At 64.7% G+C, this 20,872-nt stretch carries 19 protein-coding genes; 11 read left to right on the top strand and 8 right to left on the bottom strand.

Going from position 1 to position 20,872, the window contains the following annotated elements; all coding sequences use genetic code 11:
* Nucleotides 1–620: 620 nt before the first annotated feature.
* Complete coding sequence (locus JQ604_RS27605; RefSeq protein ID WP_018323108.1) at nt 621–917, top strand: HU family DNA-binding protein; 297 nt, start codon at nt 621–623, stop codon at nt 915–917.
* A 104-nt stretch (nt 918–1,021) separates the two neighbouring features.
* On the opposite strand, the gene JQ604_RS27600 is transcribed toward JQ604_RS27605, so the two are convergent.
* From JQ604_RS27600 to JQ604_RS27580, 5 genes are all read right to left on the bottom strand, one after another.
* A complete protein-coding gene (locus JQ604_RS27600) occupies nt 1,022–1,360 on the bottom strand; it encodes a DUF1330 domain-containing protein (RefSeq protein ID WP_212363829.1) in 339 nt (112 codons plus the stop codon).
* 88 nt (nt 1,361–1,448) lie between these two features.
* The gene (locus JQ604_RS27595) at nt 1,449–1,946 is read right to left on the bottom strand and encodes a hypothetical protein (protein WP_212363828.1); all 498 of its coding nucleotides are present in this window, start codon (nt 1,944–1,946) and stop codon (nt 1,449–1,451) included.
* Nucleotides 1,894–2,550: a hypothetical protein gene (locus tag JQ604_RS27590; RefSeq protein WP_212363827.1), complete on the bottom strand. Its 657-nt coding sequence runs from the start codon at nt 2,548–2,550 to the stop codon at nt 1,894–1,896. The genes JQ604_RS27595 and JQ604_RS27590 overlap by 53 nt, the downstream gene beginning before the upstream one ends.
* Nucleotides 2,551–2,602: 52 nt before the next feature.
* Nucleotides 2,603–2,986 carry a cell division protein ZapA gene (locus JQ604_RS27585; RefSeq protein ID WP_212363826.1) on the bottom strand — a complete coding sequence of 128 codons (384 nt, stop codon included), beginning with the start codon at nt 2,984–2,986 and terminating at the stop codon, nt 2,603–2,605.
* Nucleotides 2,983–3,303, bottom strand: coding sequence for a DUF4164 domain-containing protein (locus JQ604_RS27580; protein ID WP_212363825.1), 321 nt, complete (start codon nt 3,301–3,303; stop codon nt 2,983–2,985). Before JQ604_RS27580 ends, JQ604_RS27585 begins: the two co-directional genes overlap by 4 nt.
* Before the next feature lie 480 nt (nt 3,304–3,783).
* On the opposite strand from JQ604_RS27580, the gene tkt reads away from it, so the two are divergent.
* The 10 genes from tkt to JQ604_RS27530 all read left to right on the top strand — a co-directional run bounded on the left by tkt (nt 3,784) and on the right by JQ604_RS27530 (nt 15,048).
* Nucleotides 3,784–5,766: a transketolase gene (gene tkt / locus JQ604_RS27575; protein ID WP_212363824.1), complete on the top strand. Its 1,983-nt coding sequence runs from the start codon at nt 3,784–3,786 to the stop codon at nt 5,764–5,766.
* Between the two features lie 165 nt (nt 5,767–5,931).
* Nucleotides 5,932–6,939: a type I glyceraldehyde-3-phosphate dehydrogenase gene (gene gap / locus JQ604_RS27570; RefSeq protein WP_212363823.1), complete on the top strand. Its 1,008-nt coding sequence runs from the start codon at nt 5,932–5,934 to the stop codon at nt 6,937–6,939.
* A 153-nt stretch (nt 6,940–7,092) separates the two neighbouring features.
* Nucleotides 7,093–8,289, top strand: coding sequence for a phosphoglycerate kinase (locus tag JQ604_RS27565; protein ID WP_212363822.1), 1,197 nt, complete (start codon nt 7,093–7,095; stop codon nt 8,287–8,289).
* A gap of 47 nt (nt 8,290–8,336) precedes the next feature.
* Entirely contained in the window at nt 8,337–9,404 is a 1,068-nt protein-coding gene (gene fba / locus JQ604_RS27560) for a class II fructose-bisphosphate aldolase (protein WP_212363821.1), read from the top strand.
* 321 nt (nt 9,405–9,725) lie between these two features.
* Nucleotides 9,726–10,751 carry a class I fructose-bisphosphate aldolase gene (locus JQ604_RS27555; RefSeq protein ID WP_212363820.1) on the top strand — a complete coding sequence of 342 codons (1,026 nt, stop codon included), beginning with the start codon at nt 9,726–9,728 and terminating at the stop codon, nt 10,749–10,751.
* The gene (locus JQ604_RS27550) at nt 10,752–11,432 is read left to right on the top strand and encodes a thiamine phosphate synthase (RefSeq protein WP_212363819.1); all 681 of its coding nucleotides are present in this window, start codon (nt 10,752–10,754) and stop codon (nt 11,430–11,432) included.
* The gene (locus JQ604_RS27545) at nt 11,429–12,556 is read left to right on the top strand and encodes a tetratricopeptide repeat protein (protein ID WP_212363818.1); all 1,128 of its coding nucleotides are present in this window, start codon (nt 11,429–11,431) and stop codon (nt 12,554–12,556) included. The genes JQ604_RS27550 and JQ604_RS27545 overlap by 4 nt, the downstream gene beginning before the upstream one ends.
* 90 nt (nt 12,557–12,646) lie before the next feature.
* Nucleotides 12,647–13,441 (top strand): inositol monophosphatase family protein, encoded by a 795-nt coding sequence (locus JQ604_RS27540; RefSeq protein WP_212363817.1) that lies wholly within the window; start codon nt 12,647–12,649, stop codon nt 13,439–13,441.
* Between the two features lie 58 nt (nt 13,442–13,499).
* Nucleotides 13,500–14,420 carry an SDR family NAD(P)-dependent oxidoreductase gene (locus tag JQ604_RS27535; RefSeq protein ID WP_212363816.1) on the top strand — a complete coding sequence of 307 codons (921 nt, stop codon included), beginning with the start codon at nt 13,500–13,502 and terminating at the stop codon, nt 14,418–14,420.
* A gap of 184 nt (nt 14,421–14,604) precedes the next feature.
* Nucleotides 14,605–15,048: a CBS domain-containing protein gene (locus tag JQ604_RS27530; RefSeq protein ID WP_212363815.1), complete on the top strand. Its 444-nt coding sequence runs from the start codon at nt 14,605–14,607 to the stop codon at nt 15,046–15,048.
* A 69-nt stretch (nt 15,049–15,117) separates the two neighbouring features.
* On the opposite strand, the gene JQ604_RS27525 is transcribed toward JQ604_RS27530, so the two are convergent.
* The 3 genes from JQ604_RS27525 to JQ604_RS27515 form a co-directional block, all read right to left on the bottom strand.
* Nucleotides 15,118–16,242 (bottom strand): AAA family ATPase, encoded by a 1,125-nt coding sequence (locus tag JQ604_RS27525; protein WP_212363814.1) that lies wholly within the window; start codon nt 16,240–16,242, stop codon nt 15,118–15,120.
* A gap of 133 nt (nt 16,243–16,375) precedes the next feature.
* Complete coding sequence (locus JQ604_RS27520) at nt 16,376–17,650, bottom strand: serine hydrolase domain-containing protein (RefSeq protein WP_212363813.1); 1,275 nt, start codon at nt 17,648–17,650, stop codon at nt 16,376–16,378.
* A gap of 60 nt (nt 17,651–17,710) precedes the next feature.
* The gene (locus JQ604_RS27515; protein ID WP_212363812.1) at nt 17,711–20,869 is read right to left on the bottom strand and encodes a multidrug efflux RND transporter permease subunit; all 3,159 of its coding nucleotides are present in this window, start codon (nt 20,867–20,869) and stop codon (nt 17,711–17,713) included.
* Between the last annotated feature and the right edge of the window lie 3 nt (nt 20,870–20,872).

Here is a 20,872-nt window from a genome sequence, read left to right as displayed (position 1 = left end):
AATTGAGTGCAGCACGGTCACCGCAATTCCCCGGCTGCGGCGCCTCGGTCTCCGAGAAACCTAAAGCTAGTTGTTCGCGGTCAAGCAAGCTCGAACCTTATCGGCCTGTGGTCTCGGCACTGCATGGGCAACCCACTGCTCCATCGTGGCACCCGCTGATGCCACGCAGCGCTTGATGTTCTTGCTGTAGGTCGACCGAGACATCCTGTCCCGCTTGGCCTGGCAAGCAGGATCGCCTCCACATTCGTAGAGTGGGGCAGCCGCAGCCCAAGACGTTGCAAAGATCGCCACCATGGCCGCAACACAAAGCGCTCTCATTCCTCTTCCTCCAAATGAAGCAAAGTAAAGGCTGTGGACGATACACTCGCCACAAACTGCACGCAATCAGGGGTAGTTTCAATGCTGCGACCGGTCCACCGACACTCGCGCGCGACAGTCGCATTGTGTGCACCGTCATCGAAATTGGCCGGACTGCGGCTTGCATTTCTGGTCTCGATAGGTTCTAAGCCCGGTCGCTTCATGGCCAAAGGCATGAACAGAAGCGCGCTGCGTCGTATGACCGCTTCCCAGGCAGAGCTGCATCGCAGCTCACGCGCAAGCCCATTCAAAGGATTCCAGACATGGCGAAGATGACCAAGACCCAATTGATCGATGCAATTGCCGAGGGCACGCAGCTTTCGAAGAACGACGTGAAGTCGGTCATCGAGTACATGGCGACCGTCGGATACAAGGAGCTCAACGAATCCGGCGAATTCGTCATTCCCGGCTTCGTGAAGATGTCGGTGGTGAACAAGCCTGCGACCGAAGCCCGCATGGGCGTGAATCCCTTCACCAAGGAGCCGATGCAGTTTGCGGCCAAGCCGGCGAGCAAGTCGGTCAAGGCCTCGCCGCTGAAGGTCGCCAAGGACGCGGTTTGATCCGGCGATCGCAAGCAGACAGCGGCGCGTGCACGCGACTTCCGGAGCGAGTGCACTTGATCAGGAGAGTGCACTCGGCGAGTTGAGTGCACTGCACCGCAATCTCAGGCCTTCCGGTTTCGGATGTGCGGCAGGCGCTCTTCAGCGGGGACCCTGCCGCCATCAATAATGAAGAACTCGGTATCCGCTGCGCCTTCCCTGTGCCGCTTTGCCTGCTGATACGCGGGACTTTCGTACCAAGCCTTGGCTGCCGCAACATCGGGAAACTCGATCAGGACGACCCCTTCGAGAGGCCCCATCATTTCCAGCGGCGTGACCTGCGTATAGCTGGAGAGAGGCTTGGCGTCCCGCCCTTCGAATGTCGGACCGGCCGCCTTCCAATAGGCTTCGAGCTTTTGGAGGTCATGCACGCTTCGGTTCAAAGCAATCATGTAAGCAGGCATTATTCGCTCCCACGGGTTGCTTCCAAGACGCGCGGATTAGGCCTCAGACCCGGCGTCCCCGGCAAGACGTTTAGTCTTCGCCGGCTCGTCATCCCGTCAGGGCCGGCGAATGCGGCTCGTCAAGTTCCGCCTGCTCTTCGGCGGTGGGGGTCAGTCCGGTACGGATGGTTTCATAAGCCCACCAGCGGCCGTCCCTCGGCATGCTCGCCCGGCGAAGCGGCTCAGCTTCCGTGAAGATGAACCGGCGCCGAAACGCCAGCGGGCTTTCCGCGAGCAGGAAACCCTTCATCCGTTCGTGCCCCATGAACCATGGCCTGCCGAGAAAGCGCTCGGGCTGGCAGGTCCATGTCGGGGCAGGTCCCAAATTCCATCGGATCGAAAGATGCTCTCCGATCGCCCCCAGCAGCGCGTTCGTCTTCGGATCACCCGTTAGCCCGGGATCGTCCGCGATACGCGCCGCGCGCGATCGATCGGACACGTCTCCGTAGAACTCGTCGAGGAAGCCGGCGATGCAGAACCTGAACTTCTCGCCATCACGGACGAACAGCAGGACCTGTGCCAGCGTGCCAGGTCGGGTGAGGCTCATTTTCGGTTCTCCGGTACTCATCGAGCAGCGTCTCGATCTTCACCCTGATCCGCGGATACACCGTCGGAACGGCGATGCCCGGGAGGTTAGGGTAGCACTCCTTGAGGAGATCGACGAGTTGCTGCTCGGTGGTCATTTTCGTGACCTTCATGAGGGCGACCGCGTCCTTCAAATCGCTCTCGACCTTCTCAATGTCCGCCACGAGGCGATTGGCCAGGATCTTCATGGCCAGCATGTAGGCCGGCGGCGGCAGGTGGACCCGGAGACCGACGATCGAGTTCGTTGTCCGAGGATACTCTCCCGCCAGGATCAGGTTCGGTTGAGGATCGCCGGGCGGCGGCGCCATACGCTTGACACCCTCGTTGATCCATTCCTGAGGCAATCCCAGACGCACAGCCACCTGGTCGGCGATCTCCCTGGTCGCTTTGGCCTCGACCAGAAAAACCGCATCGACGTCGCCAGAGGCGGTGCGGATATCGCTGGCGAGGATCAGGCAGGAGCCACCATAGACCGCGATCTCGACAACGATGCCGCGCTCGGCCGCCAATCGACCGACCTCATCGAAGGCCTTCTCGATGATCTCTCTGGTCAGTTCGACTGGCATGATGTCGGAAGCATCCTCGGTCGCAGCCCTCTCTTCCGATGCTCTCCACGCCTCACCCGATCGCGATCCCGCCGCCGATCGTCCTGTTCAGCGTCTGCGTCGTCCGCTCGATCCGCTCGGCGGCAGCATTGAGCGCAGCCGACACTGCAACCTGCGTCTGCCGCGCACGATCCGCGGCGGCCACGCGCGCGCTGCGCAGCGTCTCGAGCTCTTCCTCCAGGGTGCGGATGCGATTGCCGGCATCGAGCAGCTCGTCGCAGGCGGTGAGTGCGGCCATCACCGTGAGACGCGCGTCGCCGATCTCGCCGAATTTTCCGCGCAAGGACTCGACGCGCGCTTCGAGATTCTCTGCGAGCTTGAGCAGGCGCACCTCCTGGCCTTCCTCGCAGGCCATCCGGTATTGCCGGCCGTTGATGGTGACGTTGATGTGGCTCATTTGCTGTTCTCCGCATCGAGCACGGCGCGGATGGTGCCGATCGCCGTATCGAGCTTGTCCGCGATCTCGCGATTGACGCGCTCGAGCCGTCGCGTCTTGACCAGGGAGCCGTCGAGCTCGTCGGCGAGCCGCGCACGGTCGGTGCCGAGCGCGTGGATGCGGCTCGCCAGTTCGTCCTCGTCGCGGTCGGCCTCGCGGCGCCGTTCCACCGCGCTCTCCAACGCATCCAGCGCCGTCATCAGCCGCCGCGTGGCGGCGTCGATTTCGGCCACGGCTGGCTCGGCGTTTGCTGACCCGTTGGCGGGACGATTACTCATGAGACGCGGCGCGGACCCCTGGTCGAGCCTGCCGCAGGGCAAAATCGGCGCTTCGGCAAGCGTTTAGGAGACGAAATTTACGTGGTGAGCGAGCGATGCGCAACGCCGCCGCAAAGCTATGCACCGATCTATCGGACAAGTCCCACTGCGGCACAACCGCTCTCACCCCTCATCCTGAGGAGCTCGCGAAGCGGGCGTCTCGAAGGATGCGGGCCCGGACGGGGCCTCATGGTTCGAGACGCGCTACGCGCTCCTCACCATGAGGGGCTTGTCCGGCGCCCGGTTCCCGGGCAATCGAAATGGCAGGACTCAGGGCCTTTTTGCGCAACTTTTCCCCGTTTTCGGGCGTTTGATCGCCTTGGAGTCGGGGAAACGAGGTGCTAAGCCACGCCGACCCCTTAAAAGCCATCGCGCGCGGTTCGCGGCTGCCCGTCCGTTCCGTAAGCTCCCCAAGCTCTTCATTTCAGGCGGATTTTCATCATGACGCAGGTCGATCACACCCGTATGGCCAATGCGATCCGTGGCCTCGCCATGGACGCCGTCGAGAAGGCCAAGTCCGGCCATCCCGGCCTGCCGATGGGCGCGGCCGACATCGCGACCGTGCTGTTCACCCAGGTGCTGAAATACGACGCCGCCGATCCGGCCTGGCCCGATCGCGACCGCTTCGTGCTCTCCGCCGGCCACGGCTCGATGCTGCTCTACGCCTTGCTGTACCTGACCGGCAACAAGGACATGACGCTCGACCAGATCAAGAATTTCCGCCAGGTCGATTCGCTCACCCCCGGCCATCCCGAGAACTTCCGCACCAAGGGCATCGAGACCACCACCGGCCCGCTCGGCCAGGGCATCGCGACCGCGGTCGGCATGGCGCTGGCAGAGAAGATGCTGGCCGCCGAGTTCGGCAAGAAGATCGTCAACCACCACACCTATGTGCTCGCCTCCGACGGCGACCTGATGGAAGGCATCTCGCAGGAAGCGATCGCGATGGCCGGCCACTGGCGGCTGAACAAGATGATCGTGCTGTATGACGACAACGGCATCTCGATCGACGGCCCGACCTCGATCGCCGACTCTGTCGACCAGGTGAAGCGCTTCAAGTCGGCCGGCTGGGCTGCTGAACTCATTGATGGCCATGATCCGCAGGCAATCGCGGCTGCGATCGCGCGGGCGCAGAAGGCGAGCAAGCCATCGCTGATCGCCTGCAAGACCACGATCGGCTTTGGCGCGCCGACCCGGGCCGGCACCGCCAAGGCCCATGGCGAAGCGCTCGGCGCCGAGGAATTGAAGGGCGCCAAGGAGAAGCTCGGCATCTCGCTCGAGCCGTTCTCGGTGCCGGACGACGTGCTGAAGGCCTGGCGCGAGGCCGGCGCGCGCGGCGCGGCTGCGCACAAGGAATGGAACGACGTCTTCGCACAGCTCGGCACCCGCAAGAAAGCCGAGTTCGAGCGCCGCCTGCGCCACGAGCGTCCGCAGTCGCTGGCGAAGGCGCTGCGCGCGCACAAGAAGTCGCTGCTGGAGACGCCGCTCAACGTCGCCACGCGCAAATCATCCGAAGCTGCGATCGAGGCGATTGCAGCGGCAATGCCGTTGGAGTTCGTCGCCGGCTCCGCCGATCTGACCGGCTCCAACAACAACAAGGCGAAGTCGGCGACAGCTTTCGCCGCGAAGACGCCGAAGGGCCGCTTCATCCATTTCGGCATCCGCGAGCACGGCATGGCCGCGTGCCTGAACGGCATCTTCCTGCACGGCGGCTTCGCGCCGAACGGCGCCACCTTCCTGGTGTTCACCGATTACGCGCGCGGCGCGATTCGGCTGTCGGCGCTGATGGGCGCGGGCGTTGTCTATGTCATGACGCACGACTCGATCGGCCTCGGCGAGGACGGCCCGACCCACCAGCCGGTCGAGCATCTCGCCGCGCTGCGCGCCATGCCCAACATGCGCGTGTTCCGCCCCTGCGATTCCATCGAGACCGCGGAGTGCTGGGAACTGGCGCTCAATCGCGTCGACGGCCCGACCGTGCTGGCGCTGACCCGCCAGAACCTGCCGCAGCTGCGCACGTCAGCTCCATCCGACAATCCCTGCAGCCACGGTGCCTACGAATTGGTCGCAGCCAGCGGTGACGCAAAAGTGTCATTGTTCGCGTCCGGTTCCGAAGTCGAGATCGCCGTGGCTGCCCAGAAACAGCTCGCCGAGCGTGGCATCCCAACGCGCGTGGTCTCGGTGCCCTCGCTGGAATTGCTGCTGCAGCAGCCGGAAGCGCGCCAGAAGGCGATCATCGGCAATGCCCCGGTCAAGATCGCGGTCGAGGCCGCGGTGCGCTGGGGCTGGGATGCCGTGATCGGCCATGACGGCGATTTCATCGGCATGCACGGCTTCGGCGAAAGCGGCCCGGCGAAGGAGCTTTACAAGCACTTCGGCATTACCGCCGAGGCCGTTGTTAACGCTGCCATGAAGCGGGTTTGAGGCCTCGCTGGAACATCGCTGCAGACGGTTGAGCTTGGGGCAAAAAAGGATTACCAAAGCCCCACAATCTTCCGCTTCCGCCCGGCCGAACCGGGCGTTCCGCCGTAAAACCCTCGTGGGAGCCATCCCTCGGGGCCGGCAGCAGCTATTAGAGGAGACACCAGCATGGCAATTCGCGTCGCGATCAACGGGTTTGGCCGCATCGGCCGCAACGTCCTGCGCGCCATCGCCGAGTCCGGCCGCAAGGACATCGAGGTGGTCGGCATCAACGACCTCGGCCCGGTCGAGACCAATGCACATCTGCTGCGCTTCGACAGCGTGCACGGCCGCTTCCCCGGCACCGTGACCGTCGACGGCGACTCGCTCTCACTCGGCAACGGCAAGATCAAGGTTTCCGCCGAGCGCGATCCCTCCAAGCTGCCGTGGCAGGCGCTCGGCGTCGACGTCGCGCTGGAATGCACCGGCATCTTCACCGCCAAGGACAAGGCCTCGGCGCATCTGACCGCCGGCGCCAAGCGCGTGCTGGTCTCCGCGCCGGCCGATGGCGCCGATGCCACCATCGTCTACGGCGTCAACCACGACACGCTGAGCAAGGATCACATGGTGATCTCGAACGGCTCGTGCACGACGAACTGCCTCGCTCCGGTCGCCAAGGTGCTGAACGATCTCGTCGGCATCGAGACCGGCTTCATGACCACGATCCACGCCTACACCGGCGACCAGCCGACGCTCGACACCCTGCACAAGGATCTCTATCGCGGCCGCGCGGCGGCGATGTCGATGATTCCGACCTCGACGGGTGCGGCGAAGGCGATCGGCCTGGTGCTGCCGGAGCTGAAGGGCAAGCTCGACGGCGTCGCGATCCGCGTGCCGACCCCGAACGTCTCGGTGGTCGATCTGAAGATCGTTGCCAAGCGCGCCACCGACGCCAAGGAGATCAACGCGGCGATGAAGCGCGCCAGCGAGCAGCAGCTCAAGGGCATCCTCGGCTACACGTCAGCGCCGAACGTCTCGATCGACTTCAACCACGATCCGCACTCCTCGACCTTCCACGAGGACCAGACCAAGGTGCAGAACGGCACGCTGGTGCGCGTGATGTCCTGGTACGACAATGAGTGGGGCTTCTCGAACCGCATGGCCGACACGGCGGTTGCGATCGGCAAGCTGCTGTAACCGAAGTCTCGTGTCCCGGACGCAGTGCAGCGTCGAGACGCTGCACTGCTGAGCCGGGACCCATGCCACCGCGGGACCCACCCCTGCGTGGGTCCCGGTTCTGCAGCGCACCGCTACGCGCTGCGCAGCGCCCGGGACAAGAGATATCGCCTCATGACAAAATCATTCCGCACCCTCGACGACGTCGACGTGAAGGGCAAGCGCGTGCTGCTGCGCGTCGACCTCAACGTCCCCATGGAAAATGGCCGCGTCACCGACGCGACAAGGCTCGAGCGCGTTGCGCCGACCATCACCGAAATCTCGGACAAGGGCGGCAAGGTGATCCTGCTCGCCCATTTCGGCCGGCCCAAGGGCCGCGACGCCAAAGACTCGCTGAAGCCGGTCGCTGACGCGCTGTCCAGGGTGATCAAGAAGCCCGTTGCGTTTGCCGACGACTGCATCGGCGAGCCCGCCGCCAAGGCTGTGGCTGCGATGCAGGACGGCGACATTCTCTGCCTCGAGAACACCCGCTTCCACAAGGAAGAGGAAAAGAACGACGCCGGCTTCGTTGCTGAGCTCGCAAAGCTCGGCGACATCTGGGTCAACGACGCCTTCTCGGCTGCGCATCGCGCGCATGCCACCACCGAAGGCCTCGGCCACAAGCTGCCGGCCTATGCCGGCCGCACCATGCAGGCCGAACTGGTCGCGCTGGAAAAGGCGCTGGAAGCCCCGACCAAGCCTGTCATCGCGATCATCGGCGGCGCCAAGGTCTCGACCAAGATCGACCTGCTCGAAAACCTCGTGACCAAGGTCGACGCGCTCGTGATCGGCGGCGGCATGGCCAACACTTTCCTGCATGCGCAGGGCACAGCGGTCGGCAAGTCGCTCGCGGAGAAGGATCTCGCCGCAACGGCGCTGCGCATCGTCGAGAAGGCCAATTCAGCCAATTGCGCGATCATCCTCCCGGTCGATGCGGTCGTCGCCAACCAGTTCGCGGCCAACGCGCCGTCGCACGCCTACGGCCTCGACGCCATCCCGGCCGACGGCATGATCCTCGACGTCGGCCCGCAATCGATCGCGCGCATCCATGCCGCGATCGACGACGCGGCAACCCTGGTCTGGAACGGCCCGCTCGGCGCCTTCGAGCTGACGCCGTTCGACAAAGGCACCGTGGCGGCGGCCAAGCACGCCGCCGAGCGCACCAGGGCGAAGAAGCTGATCACGGTCGCCGGCGGCGGCGACACCGTCGCGGCGCTGAACCAGGCCGGCGTCGGCGGAGATTTTTCCTACGTTTCGACCGCGGGCGGCGCGTTTCTTGAATGGATGGAAGGCAAGCCGCTGCCCGGCGTTGAGGTCTTGAAGAAGCGCTAATTCACATCGATCGGCGCGAAAGCGCTGCAAGTACAGGGAGAATTGGAATGGCTCGCATTACGTTGCGGCAACTGCTCGACCACGCGGCCGAGCACGACTATGGCGTCCCGGCGTTCAACATCAACAACATGGAGCAGGCGCTGGCCATCATGGCGGCAGCCTCCGAGGTCGACGCGCCCGTGATCATCCAGGCCTCGCGCGGCGCCCGCTCCTACGCCAACGACGTCATGCTCAAGCACATGATGGACGCCGTCACCGAGATCTATCCGCAGATTCCGGTCTGCGTGCATCTCGACCACGGCAACGAGCCCGCGACCTGCATGACCGCGATCCAGGCCGGCTTCACCTCTGTCATGATGGACGGCTCGCTGAAGGCCGACGGCAAGACGCCGGGTGACTGGGACTACAATGTCGGCGTCACCAAGACCGTGACCGACATGGCCCATCTCGGCGGCATCTCGGTGGAAGGCGAGCTCGGTGTGCTCGGCTCGCTCGAGACCGGCATGGGCGACAAGGAAGACGGCCATGGCGCCGAGGGCAAGCTGTCGCATGACCAGCTGCTGACCAATCCCGACGAGGCCGTGAAGTTCGTCAAGGAGACCAAGGTCGACGCGCTGGCGATCGCGATGGGCACCTCGCACGGCGCCTACAAGTTCACCCGCAAGCCTGACGGCGACATCCTCGCCATGAAGGTGATCGAGGAGATCCACCGCAAGCTGCCGAACACGCACCTCGTGATGCACGGCTCCTCGTCGGTGCCGGAGGACCTGCAGGCGATCATCAACGCCAATGGCGGCAAGATGAAGCCGACCTGGGGCGTGCCGGTTGCCGAGATCCAGCGCGGCATCAAGAACGGCGTGCGCAAGATCAACATCGACACCGACAACCGCATGGCGATGACCGGCCAGATCCGGAAAGTGCTGAACGACAATCCGGAAGAGTTCGATCCGCGCAAATACCTGAAGCCGGCCATGGAAGCCATGACCAAGCTGTGCAAGCAGCGCCTGCAGGAATTCAACACCGCGGGGCAAGCCAGCAAGATCAAGAAGGTGCTGACCACCGCTGACATGGCCAAGCGTTACGCCAAGGGCGATCTGGATCCCAAGGTCGCGTAGCGATCGCGCGGGTGGCCTGATCGATCTTCAACATCCGCGAACTCTCTTCGCCTCTCCCGCTTGCGGGGGAGGCCGACGTACTCGAAGAGTACGGCGGGTGGGGGCTCTCTCCACACAGGGAATCCCAACGCGGAAGCACCCCCACCCCGACCCTCCCCCGCAAGCGGGAGAGGGAGCGCGGTGCCGATGCCGCTGCGCCTCGTCCGATATGCCTTCCTTACGCCCCTCCCCCTTTACCCTGCGACGAACGTTAACTCGGCAATTGCCCGAGAACGGTCTATTTTCGCAGGCAAGGCAGAAGCGAATTGGGAGGACCTCTCGATGAATCTGACTGACCTCAACAAAATTGCCGTCGCCATGGTCGCCCCAGGCAGGGGTATCCTCGCCGCCGACGAATCCTCCGGCACCATCAAGAAGCGTTTCGACGCCATCAAGGTCGAGTCGACCGAGGACAACCGCCGCGACTATCGCGAGATGCTGTTCCGCTCGAAGGAAGCGATGAGCCAGTATATTTCCGGCGTCATCCTCTATGACGAGACGATCTGGCAAAATGCCAAGGACGGCACGCCGCTGGTCAGACTGATCGAGCAGGCAGGCGCCATCCCCGGCATCAAGGTCGACGAGGGCACGCAGGCGCTGCCGAACTGTCCGGGAGAGCTCGTCACCGTCGGCCTCGACAGGCTCGCCGAGCGGCTGACAAAATATTACGAGCGCGGCGCGCGCTTTGCGAAATGGCGCGCGGTGATCGATATCGGGGCACGGATTCCGACGCAGACCGCGATTCGTGCCAATGCGCATGCGCTGGCGCGCTACGCCGGGCTGTGCCAGGCCGCGCAGATCGTGCCGATCGTCGAGCCCGAAGTGCTGATGGACGGCGATCACGATATCGACCGCTGCTATGAGGTGAGCCAGCGTGTGCTGAACCGCACCTTCCAGGAATTGCGCGTGCAGCGTGTTGCGCTCGAAGGCATGATCCTGAAACCCAACATGGCGATCTCGGGCAAGAAATGCGCAAAGCAGGCCTCCGTGCAGGAGGTCGCCGAGAAGACCATCCGCCTGCTGAGGAGTTGCGTGCCCGCCGCGGTGCCCGGCATCGCCTTCCTGTCCGGCGGCCAGAGCGACGAGGAAGCGACCGCGCATCTCGACGCCATGAACAAGATCGGCGGCCTTCCCTGGAAGCTGACCTTCTCCTACGGCCGCGCGCTGCAGGCGGCGCCGCAGAAGGCGTGGTCCGGCAAGGTCGAAAATGTTGTGGCCGGCCAGCAGGCCTTCGCGCATCGCGCGAAGATGAATGGCCTGGCAAGCACCGGCAAATGGGACGCAGGTCTCGAGAAAAAGGCGGCGTAATTGGCGACAAAACCTCCTCCACCGCGCCCGGCGCCGCGGCTCTATCTCGCGACGCCTGTTGTCGATGACACGACCGCGCTTGTGGGCGCCCTGCCCGAGCTGCTGGCGGCGGCCGACGTCGCAGCCGTGCTGGTGCGGCTGCGCGAGACCGATCAGCGCGGCATGATCTCGCGGGTGAAGGCGCTGGCACCGGTCGTCCAGAATGCCGGCGCAGCGCTGTTGATCGACGGCCACGCCGATCTCGTCGCGCGCGGCGGCGCCGATGGCGCGCATCTCACCGGCATCGCTGCGATGGAAGACGCGATGCCGTCGCTGAAGCCCGACCGCATCGTCGGTGTCGGCGGGCTGTCGACCCGACACGATTCGATGGCCGCGGGCGAAGCCGGCGCCGACTACGTGCTGTTCGGCGAGCCCGATGCGAGCGGGCAGCGGCCATCTGCGGAAGCGATCGCCGAGCGGCTCGGCTGGTGGGACGAATTGTTCGAGCCGCCCTGCGTCGGCTATGCGATCTCGCGCGAGGAGGCGCATCAGTTCGCTGCCGCCGGCGCCGATTTCGTGCTGGTCGGCGATTTCATCTGGGCCGATCCGCGCGGCGCCAAGGCGGCATTGACTGACGTCGCGGAGACGATTGCGCAGGCGCATGCCGAGACGTTTGCCAACGCCGGGGCCGCACAGGAATGAAGCGTCTCGGTCCGATAGCGCTCGCGCTCGGCTGCACGATGCTCGCGGGCAGTGCGCTGGCGCAGCTCTCGATCACGCCGCCGGTCGCGCAGACGCCTGCGCCCAAACCGCCGAAGGAGGCGCCGGCAAGCAAAGAGTCGCCGGCTGCGAAGAAGGAGGCGCCGAAAGCCTCAACCCATGATGCCGCCAAGGCCAAGGCGGCAGCCGCCGCCAAGAAGGCCGCGCCCAAGCCGGCCGCGACGCCGACACCATCGCCGTCGCCCTCGCCGGCTTTCGAGGATCCCAGTGTCGATCTCGTCTACGGCGCCTATCAGCGCGGCATGTACAAGACCGCGCTCGACCTCGCCACCTCGCGCGCGCAGTACAACAACGACCCCAAGGCAATGACCATGCTGGGCGAGCTCTATGCCAATGGGCTCGGCGTCAAGCGCGACTACGGCAAGGCGTTGCAATGGTATCAGCGCGCTAGCGACGCCGGCGACCGCGAGGCGATGTTCGCACTGGCGATGATGAAGATCGCCGGGCGCGGCGGCCCCGTGAACAAGGAAGACGCCGTGAAGCTGTTGGCCTCCGCGGCCAAGCTCGGCGAGCCCAAGGCGGCCTATAACCTCGCGCTGCTCTATCTCGACGGCCAGACGCTGCCGCAGGACACCAGGCGCTCCGCCGAGCTGCTCCGCATGGCGGCCGACGCCGGCAGCCCGGAGGCGCAATACGCGCTCGCGACCTTCTACAAGGAGGGCACCGGAGTGCCAAAGGACCTCGAGAAGGCGGCGCGGCTGCTGCAGGCCGCGGCGCTCGCCGACAATGTCGATGCCGAGGTCGAATACGCCATCGCGCTGTTCAACGGCACCGGCACGCCGCAGAACAAGCCGGCCGCGGTGGCCCTGCTGGGCAAGGCGGCGCGGCAGAACTCGCCGATCGCGCAGAACCGCCTCGCCCATGTGCTGGCGGTCGGCGCGGGCGTGCCGCAGGACAAGGTCGAGGCGCTGAAATGGCACATTATCGCCAAGACCGCCGGCAAGGGTGACCCGGACCTCGACGGCATGCTGTCCGACCTGAGCCCCGCGGACCGCGCCAAGGCCGAGGCAGCTGCCCGGAAATGGATCGGAAACAACGTCAAATGACGCCTTGACGTCGCCTCCTTCAGAGGGCACCCAGTCCATAACTTTCGGCGAAGTCAGCCGTTTTCCCCCGATCACACAAGCGTTTCCAACATGCTCTATTCCGCGCTCATCAATGTCATGGTCAAGGCCGCGCGCCGCGCCGGCCGCAGCCTCAGCCGCGACCTCGGCGAAATCGAGCAGCTGCAGGTCTCGCTGAAGGGCCCGGCGAACTTCGTCAGCAAGGCCGACAAGCGCGCCGAGGAAATGCTGTACGACGACCTCGCCAAGGCCCGCCCCGGCTACGGCTTCCTCGGCGAGGAAGGGGGAATTCGCGAAGGCACCGACAAGAGCCACACCTGGATCGTCGATCCCCTCGACGGCACCACCAACTTCCTGCACGGCATCCCACAATTTGCGATCTCGATCGGCCTCAAGCGCGAGGACACCATCATCGCCGGCGTGATCTACAACCCGGCGACCGACGAGCTCTACATCGCCGAGCGCGGCAAGGGCGCCTTCCTCAACGACACGCGCCTGCGCGTCGCCGGCCGCCGCCAGCTCGACGAATGCGTCGTCGCCTGCGGCCTGCCGCATATCGGCCGCGGCAATCATCAATTGGCTCTGCAGGAAATGGCCGCGCTGCAGCCCAAGGTCGCAGGCTTCCGCCGCTTCGGCGCCGCCTCCCTCGACCTCGCCTACGTCGCCGCCGGCCGCCTCGACGGCTACTGGGAGCGCAATCTCAACGCCTGGGACATCGCAGCCGGCCTGCTCATGATCAGGGAAGCCGGTGGCACCGTGTCAGGCATCCAGGGCAATGACGACCCGCTGGTGACCGGGCACGTGGTGTGCGGGAATGAGTTCGTGCACGGCGAGCTGATCAAGATTTTGAAGCCGCTGGGGCAGTAAGGCGCGGCGCGACCGCCACTGCGACGGCACTCCCGATCAAAACATCGAAAACAACCCCATGCACAGTAGCCGGCGCCCGTCCGGCACTGGCCGCTACCTCGATTCGCTGCTTTCGGCGCAATCGACAGCGCGGCCGTTTGAGCGTAGTCGAGAAGCACAAGCAACGAGCGCGCGAGCTGCCCGGGACTGCAGCCACGGCCTGCATTCGCACCAAGGGAGAGACGTGATGGACCTAAAGGGCTCAGTGGCACTGGTGACGGGTGGCAATGGCGGTCTTGGGCAGCGCATCTGCCACGCGCTGGCGCAGGAAGGGGCCCATATCGCTGTGATGTATGCGCGCAGTCGCGAGCAAGCGGAAGGCGTCGCCAACGAACTGATGTCCCGCCATAAGGTCAAAGCGCAAGCCTTCGCCTGTGACATCACCGACGACGCGGCCGTCGATCGGCTGGTCGGCGACGTAACAAAGGCTTTCGGCCGCCTTGACCTTCTGATCAACGACGCCGCCTACAACGTCTCGATCCCGTTCAGCGATCTCGATAGTCTGACACCTGATGTCTGGAACAAGATCATGGCCGTCAACCTGACCGGACCGATGCAATTGACCAAGGCGGTCGCTCCCGTCATGAAGGCGCAAGGGCGCGGTCGCATCGTCAACATCGCCTCGGTCGCGGGGCTCAGCCCGACCGGATCTTCCATCGCCTATGCCGTGTCGAAGGCAGGGCTGGTTCACCTGACACGCTGCATGGCGGTGGCACTGGCGCCGGAGACGCTCGTCAACTGCGTGGCGCCGGGGTTGCTCGAAGGCACGCGCGCGACCGCCAATCTCAAGCCCGAGCAGGTCGAGCGTTCCGCGGCAAGCTCGCTCTTGAAGAAACCGGCCGACAAGGACGACTGCGCCGACATGGTGGTCGCGATGTGCCGCACCGAGACCATGACCGGTCAAACCGTCGTCATCGACGCGGGACGCGTCTTCCACTGAGGATCCCCTCACAGGGTTGGGGCCTTTGCTCGTTGTGCAAAGTCTGGTCGCATCCGCGCCGAACCAAAGGATGATTGCGTCCCAAAGGCGACATCGGCGCGGTGCTGACAAGGCGAGATATTTTGACTAACCTTCAATGCGGATCATCTAGGCGGGGCAGAACAGAGCCCACGAGGCGAGATCGATGAGCACAGTAAAAAGCGCTCTGGCCCACAAGAGCCGTGCCCTGATCCATGTTCGTTCCGACAACATGGTCGTCGAAGCCCTGCTCCAGATGCGCGACAACCGGGTCCGGTCCGTGCTGGTGATCGACGACAGCGTGCTGGTCGGTATCGTGACCCAGGGTGACTGCGCCATCAAAGTGCTACTGCCAGGACTCGATGCGAAGCAGACGCCGGTGGGCCAGGTGATGACGCGCAACCCGGTGACGGTAAAGCCGGACGATCCGCTGCAAGCCTGCATGGCAATGATGGCTGTGCGCGGTTTTCGCCATCTGCCAGTGCTGGACGCGGGCAAGCTCGTGGGCGTCATCTCGGTCGGAGACGTCGTCAAGGACATCATCCGAGATTTGGAACACAACGTGGACGACCTGATGGGCTACATCATGAAGGACGGCCCCGGGGGCTGACAGACGAACCACGGTGCTGATCCCGGCTGCGGCAATGCGGACATCGCGAATGATTTGTGAGTGCGCGTCCTAGTCCTCCTCGTCATCTTCCTCGTCGCGAAATTCGCCGCCGAGGGTCAGGCCTTCGATGACCGTGGCACCCTTGTCCTTGATCACCCGGCGCAGCGGGACCGAGCTCTCGTTGCGCAGCGCCTCCATCAGAGCTTCCGAATGCGTGACGATCCAGACGTCGGCGCGCGTGGAGGCCTTGGCGATCAGCCGCGCCAGCGGCGCCAGCAGCGACGGATGCAGGCTGGTCTCGGGCTCGTTCAGCGCGATGAAGGGCGGCAGCCGGTAGCCCATGAACACGGCGAGCAGACAGATATATTTCAGCGTCCCGTCGGATAGTTCGTGGGCGCTGAACGGACGCGGCATATCCGGCAGCTTCAGCTCGAATCCGCACAGGCCATGTGCTTCCCCTGCGTAGAGCTGGGCGCCCGGGAATGCATCCCGGATTGCGTCTTGCAGGTCCTTGGCATCGTCCCTGATCGCGAAGAGTGTTGCGAGGGCCGCGGCCAGATCGCTGCCGTCGGCGCTCAGCGACGGCGTCGTGATCGCGAGGCAAGGCTTTCGGATCGGCGACGCCGGATCGGTGCGGAAGTCGTGATAGAATCGCCAGCCCAGCATCGTGTTTCTGATCAGGTCGATCTCGGGACATCCCTTGCCGTTCGTAAAATTCGCAAGCGCGGTTTCCGACGGCAGCAGCGCATCCTTGTGGTCGCTCCACGAGCCGTTCTCATCGCGGACGCTGACGAGCGCATTGGTCCGCTCCATCATCAGAACTGTTCGCTTCCCCCGGGTGGCCTCGATGCGTTCTGACTTGATCATCGGCTCGCTTGAAAAGGCCGCCTCCGTCGGCGCGGGAAATCCGAGTTCAATGGAGTATCTGAAATTGTCGAATCTGACCGCCAGGCGCAGCCGGCCATCCTCGCCGCGCTTGCGGATGCCGGACCAGCAGACTGAGCTCAGCCCGCCTTCGTCGGCGATGGTGCGGGTAATCCGGCCTGTCGCCGCGTCACGCAGCAGCGACAGGGATTTGTAGAGATTGGATTTGCCGACGCCATTCTCGCCGACGAAGACGGAGAGCGGCTGGATGGGCATGAAGAGCCGGCGAATCGAACGGTAGTTCGAGATCGAGATATCGGTCGGACGCATCGCCTGCCGTCAATGCGCAGGTTGCCTGCGCCTCCCCTGTTCAATCCAGAGATGCAATCTGGATTGCCCGTCGCGGGAAAGCAAGCCGGGGTTCATCTGACATTCAGCGTAGCTGCGCGCCGGCGGATGCCGCCTACTTGACCTGTGCTCTCATCGCGTTCCAGAGAGCGAACAGCTCGGCGGCCTCAGGCGGGCTACTGCTGAGCGCGGTCTGCACGAGAACGAGCTTCAGGTCCGGATCGACGAAGACGAACTGGCCGCGAAGGCCGCGCAGCGAAAAACGTCTTGTGTCTGCGGAATACCAGATCTGATAGCCGTACTTCGCCAGCGGTGAATCGGTCGGAAGCGCATCCGTGGCCGACGCCGCGAGCCAGTCCTCGGGGACGACCGTTTTGCCCTGCCACGTGCCGCGATTGGCCAGCATCAGGCCGAGACGCGCCCAGTCGCGCAGCACCGCATTGACATAGGCAAAGGTGACTTCCTGCCCGGTCGCATCGATGATCCATGTCGCATCGGCCTCCGCCCCCAGCGGCTGCCAGAGTTTTTCGGCGGCATAGTCGGACACGGTTCGCTTCGTGGCAGCCGCAAGCACGAGACCGAGGACCAGCGTTTCAGCCGACGCGTAGGAGAAGCGCGTGCCCGGCGGGGAACGGCGGGTGTTGAACTCCTTCACCGCGGCGAGGCTGCCGGCCGGGCTCTCGAGCGTCAGGCGCGCCAGTTTGTTGATATCGCTGGTTTTGCTGTCGTAGTCCTCCGAGAAGGCGACGCCTGAGGCCATCAGCAGCAACGCCTTGATCGGCGTGCGGCCGTATTCGGTATCCTGCAAACCAGGGACATAGGCTTCCGCAAGGTCATCGATGGACCGGATGGCGCCCTCTTTCACGGCGATGCCGATCAGCAGTGCAACCATGGACTTCGCCAGGGAGAAGGATGCCAGTCGATCCCTGTCGGTGCGATCGTATTGGTAACGTTCGACCAGAATCGTATTGTCTTTCGCAATCAGGAGGCCGGTGACCGGGTGACGATCGAGGTAGTCGTCGAGCGATAGCTCGAGCCCGGCGAAGCCGTAGCGAATGACGGGTTCGCTGGCTGCGCGCGCGAGCGGCGCCGATTGCTTCGGGGCGGCGATGGTGCGCGCAGGAAACAGCGTGTCATAGCGGCTCAACGCACCGACGCGGCAGCGCGTCTCGCTGACATAGGCAATTCCCTTGCAACTCGGATATCCCTCCTTGCGGCCGAACGCGTCCGCATTCGGGCCGTCCGCGCGGAAGCGTGGACCGGCATCTTGTGAGGCCGGTGCGGCCTGGGCGAAGGCTCGATGCGAACTCAGTGTGAACGCATCCAGAATGAAGGGAATTGCCGCTGCGCAGGCGGCGCAAAGCAGTCCTGTGAAGCCGCGTCCGGTCATGGAGAACGCACCCAGGCTAGTACAGCTGGGCTTGATCCTAGATGATCCCGATGCGCTCGCCTAGCGGCCGGTGCTGGCCGACGCCGGCGGACCGTACGCTTCCGCGTTCTCCGTCACTTTCGGCTCCCGGTCGCCGGCCAGCACGCGCTGGACGCTGACGAAGAACACGGGGACCAGCAGCAGCGCGAGGATGACCACCGCGATCATGCCGCCCATGACGCTCGTGCCGAGCGCCTGCTGGCTGGCGCCGCCGGCGCCGGTCGCGACCACCATCGGCAGCACGCCGCAGACGAAGGCAAGGCCGGTCATCAGGATCGGACGGAAACGGAGGCTGCACGCCTCGATCGTCGCTTCCACCAGCGGCTTGCCTTGCGCGCGCAGATCCTTGGCGAACTCGATGATCAGGATGGCGTCCTTGGCCGCGAGACCGATGATGGTGATCAGGCCGACGGTGAAATAGACGTCGTTGGGCAGGCCGCGGAACGTCGCGGCGACCACGGCGCCGAGAATGCCGAGCGGCACGGTGAGCAGCACCGCAATCGGAATCGTCCAGCTCTCATAGAGCGCGGCGAGCAGCAGGAACACGACAAGCACCGAGAGGCCGAGCAGGAACGGCGCCTGCGAGCCCGACAGCTTTTCCTGCAGCGACTGTCCGGTCCATTCGTAACCGAAGCCGCGCGGCAATTTGTCGGCGAGCCGCTCCATCTCGGAGATCGCATCGCCCGAGGTGAAGCCGGGCTTCGCCTCGCCGGAGATGCGCACCGCCGGATAATAGTTGAAGCCGGCAATTTGAGTGGGTCCCTTGGTCCACTCGATGGTGGCGAAAGCCGAGAACGGCACCAGCTGGCCGCGGCTGTTCTTGACGTTGTAATTCAGGATGTCGTCCGCATTCATGCGGCTGGTCTTGTCCGCCTGCACGATCACGCGCTGCATGCGGCCGCGGTTCGGGAAGTCGTTGATGTAGTTCGAGCCGAGATTGGTCGAGATCGTCTGGTTGATGTCCTCGAAGGTGACGCCGAACGCGCCCGCCTTCTCGCGGTCGATCATCAGATTGACCTGCGGCGCCGGCGGCAGGCCTTCGACATAGACCTTCTGCAGGATCGGGCTGGCATTGGCTTCCGCGATCAGGCGGTCGCTTGCGGCGATCAGCGCGGCATAACCCTTCTGGCCGCGATCCTGCAGGCGGAACGAGAAGCCCGACGAGTTGCCGAGGTTGTCGATCGGCGGCGGCTGCAGCGCCGAGATCCGGGCGTCGCGGATCGACGACAGTTCGCGGTTGATGTCGGCAACGATGGCGGCCGCGGAATCCTTCTCGCCGCGCTCCGCCCAGTCCTTCAGCGTGATGAAGGCCTGCGCGGTGTTCATGCCCTGGCCAAGGAAGCTAAAGCCGGTCAGGAAGGTGACGTTCTCGATGCCGTCGCGCGCGAGCAGATATTTTTCGACCTTCTCGACGGCGGCTTCGGTGCGCGCGTAGGACGATTCCGACGGCGTCTGCACGTCGGTCGTGATGAAGCCCTGGTCGTCGACCGGCAGGAAGCCGCCGGGCAAACGGACAAAACCCCAGGCGACGCCGGCGAACAGGATGGCGTAGATCGCCATCAGGCGGCCGGTGCGCTTCAGCGAGCCCTTCACCGTGCGGGTATAGCCGTCGCGGCTGGAGTCGAGCACGCGGTTGAACCAGCCGAACACGCCCTTGCGCGCATGGCCGTGGCCCTTCTCGACCGGCTTGAGCAGCGTCGCGCACAGCGCCGGCGTCAGCGACAGCGCCAGCAGCGCCGAGAAGCCGATCGCGGCGACCATGGTGACGGAGAACTGGCGGTAGATGATGCCGACCGAGCCGGGGAAGAACGCCATCGGCACGAACACCGCCATCAGCACCAGCGTGATGCCGATGATGGCGCCGGTGATCTGCGACATCGCCTTCTTGGTGGCCTCCTTCGGCGGCAGGCCCTCCTCCGCCATGATGCGCTCGACGTTCTCGACCACGACGATGGCGTCGTCGACGAGGATGCCGACCGCCAGCACCATGCCGAACATGGTCAGCATGTTGACGGAGAAGCCGACAACATAGAGCGTCGCGCAGGCGCCGAGCAGCGCCACGGGCACCACGATGGTCGGGATGATGGTGTACCGGATGTTCTGCAGGAACAGGAACATCACGATGAAGACCAGCACGACCGCCTCGACCAGCGTCATCAGCACCTTCTCGATCGAGGCTTCGACCACCGGCGTGATGTTGTAGGGGATCTCGTAGGCAATATTGGCCGGGAAGAAGCGCGACAGCTCCTTCATCTTGGCTTCGACCGCGCTCGCGGTCGCCAGCGCATTGCCCTTCGGCGACAGCAGCACCGACAGGCCCGCGGTCGGTTTGCCGTTGAGGCGGGTGTTGAACTGATAGCTGAGGCCGCCGACCTCGATGCGCGCGACGTCGCGCAGGCGGACGGTCGAGCCATCGGCATTGGCGCGCAGGATGATGGCGCCGAACTCGTCGGGCGAGGACAGCTGGCCCTTGACCAGCACCTGCGCCGAAATCTTCTGCGTGTTCGTGCTCGGCTCGGCGCCGATGCTGCCGGAGGCGACCTGGGCGTTCTGCGCGGTGATCGCCTTGTTGACGTCGTCGGCGGTCAGGCCATAGCCGACCAGCTTTGCCGGGTCGATCCAGATGCGGAGCGAACGCTCGGTCGAATAGAGCGTGGCGCGGCCGACGCCGGGAATGCGGCGCACTTCGCCCAGCACGTTGCGGATCATGAAGTCGCCGAGGCCGACTTCATCGAGGCTGCCGTCGGTCGATTTCAGCGTGATGATCTGCAGCACGGCGGAGGAGGCTTCCTCGACCAGGATGCCCTGCTGGATCACGGCGCGGGGAAGGCGCGCCTCGACGCGCTTGAGGCGGTTCTGCACTTCGACCGAGGCCGAGCCGGTGTCGGTGCCCGGCTTGAAGTTGGCGATGATCTCGACCTGGCCGAGCGAGTCGCTGGTCGATTCGAAGTTGAGGATGTTGGCGGCGCCGTTGAGCTCCTCCTCGATCAGCCGCGTCACGCTGTTGTAGAGGTTCTCCGGCGACGCGCCGGGATAGCTCGTCGAGATCGAGATCGAGGGCGGCGCGATGATCGGATATTGCGCGACGGCGAGCAGCGGGATCGAGATCGCGCCGATCAAGCAAATGAAAAGCGCGACGACCCAGGCGAAGATCGGCCTGTCGATGAAGAAAGCGGGCATCGG

The sequence above is a fragment of the Bradyrhizobium jicamae genome, from assembly GCF_018130695.1.
Lineage (GTDB): Bacteria > Pseudomonadota > Alphaproteobacteria > Rhizobiales > Xanthobacteraceae > Bradyrhizobium > Bradyrhizobium jicamae_B.
The sequence above is the reverse complement of the archived record's forward strand: the minus strand, read 5'-3'. Positions and strand labels throughout refer to the sequence as shown.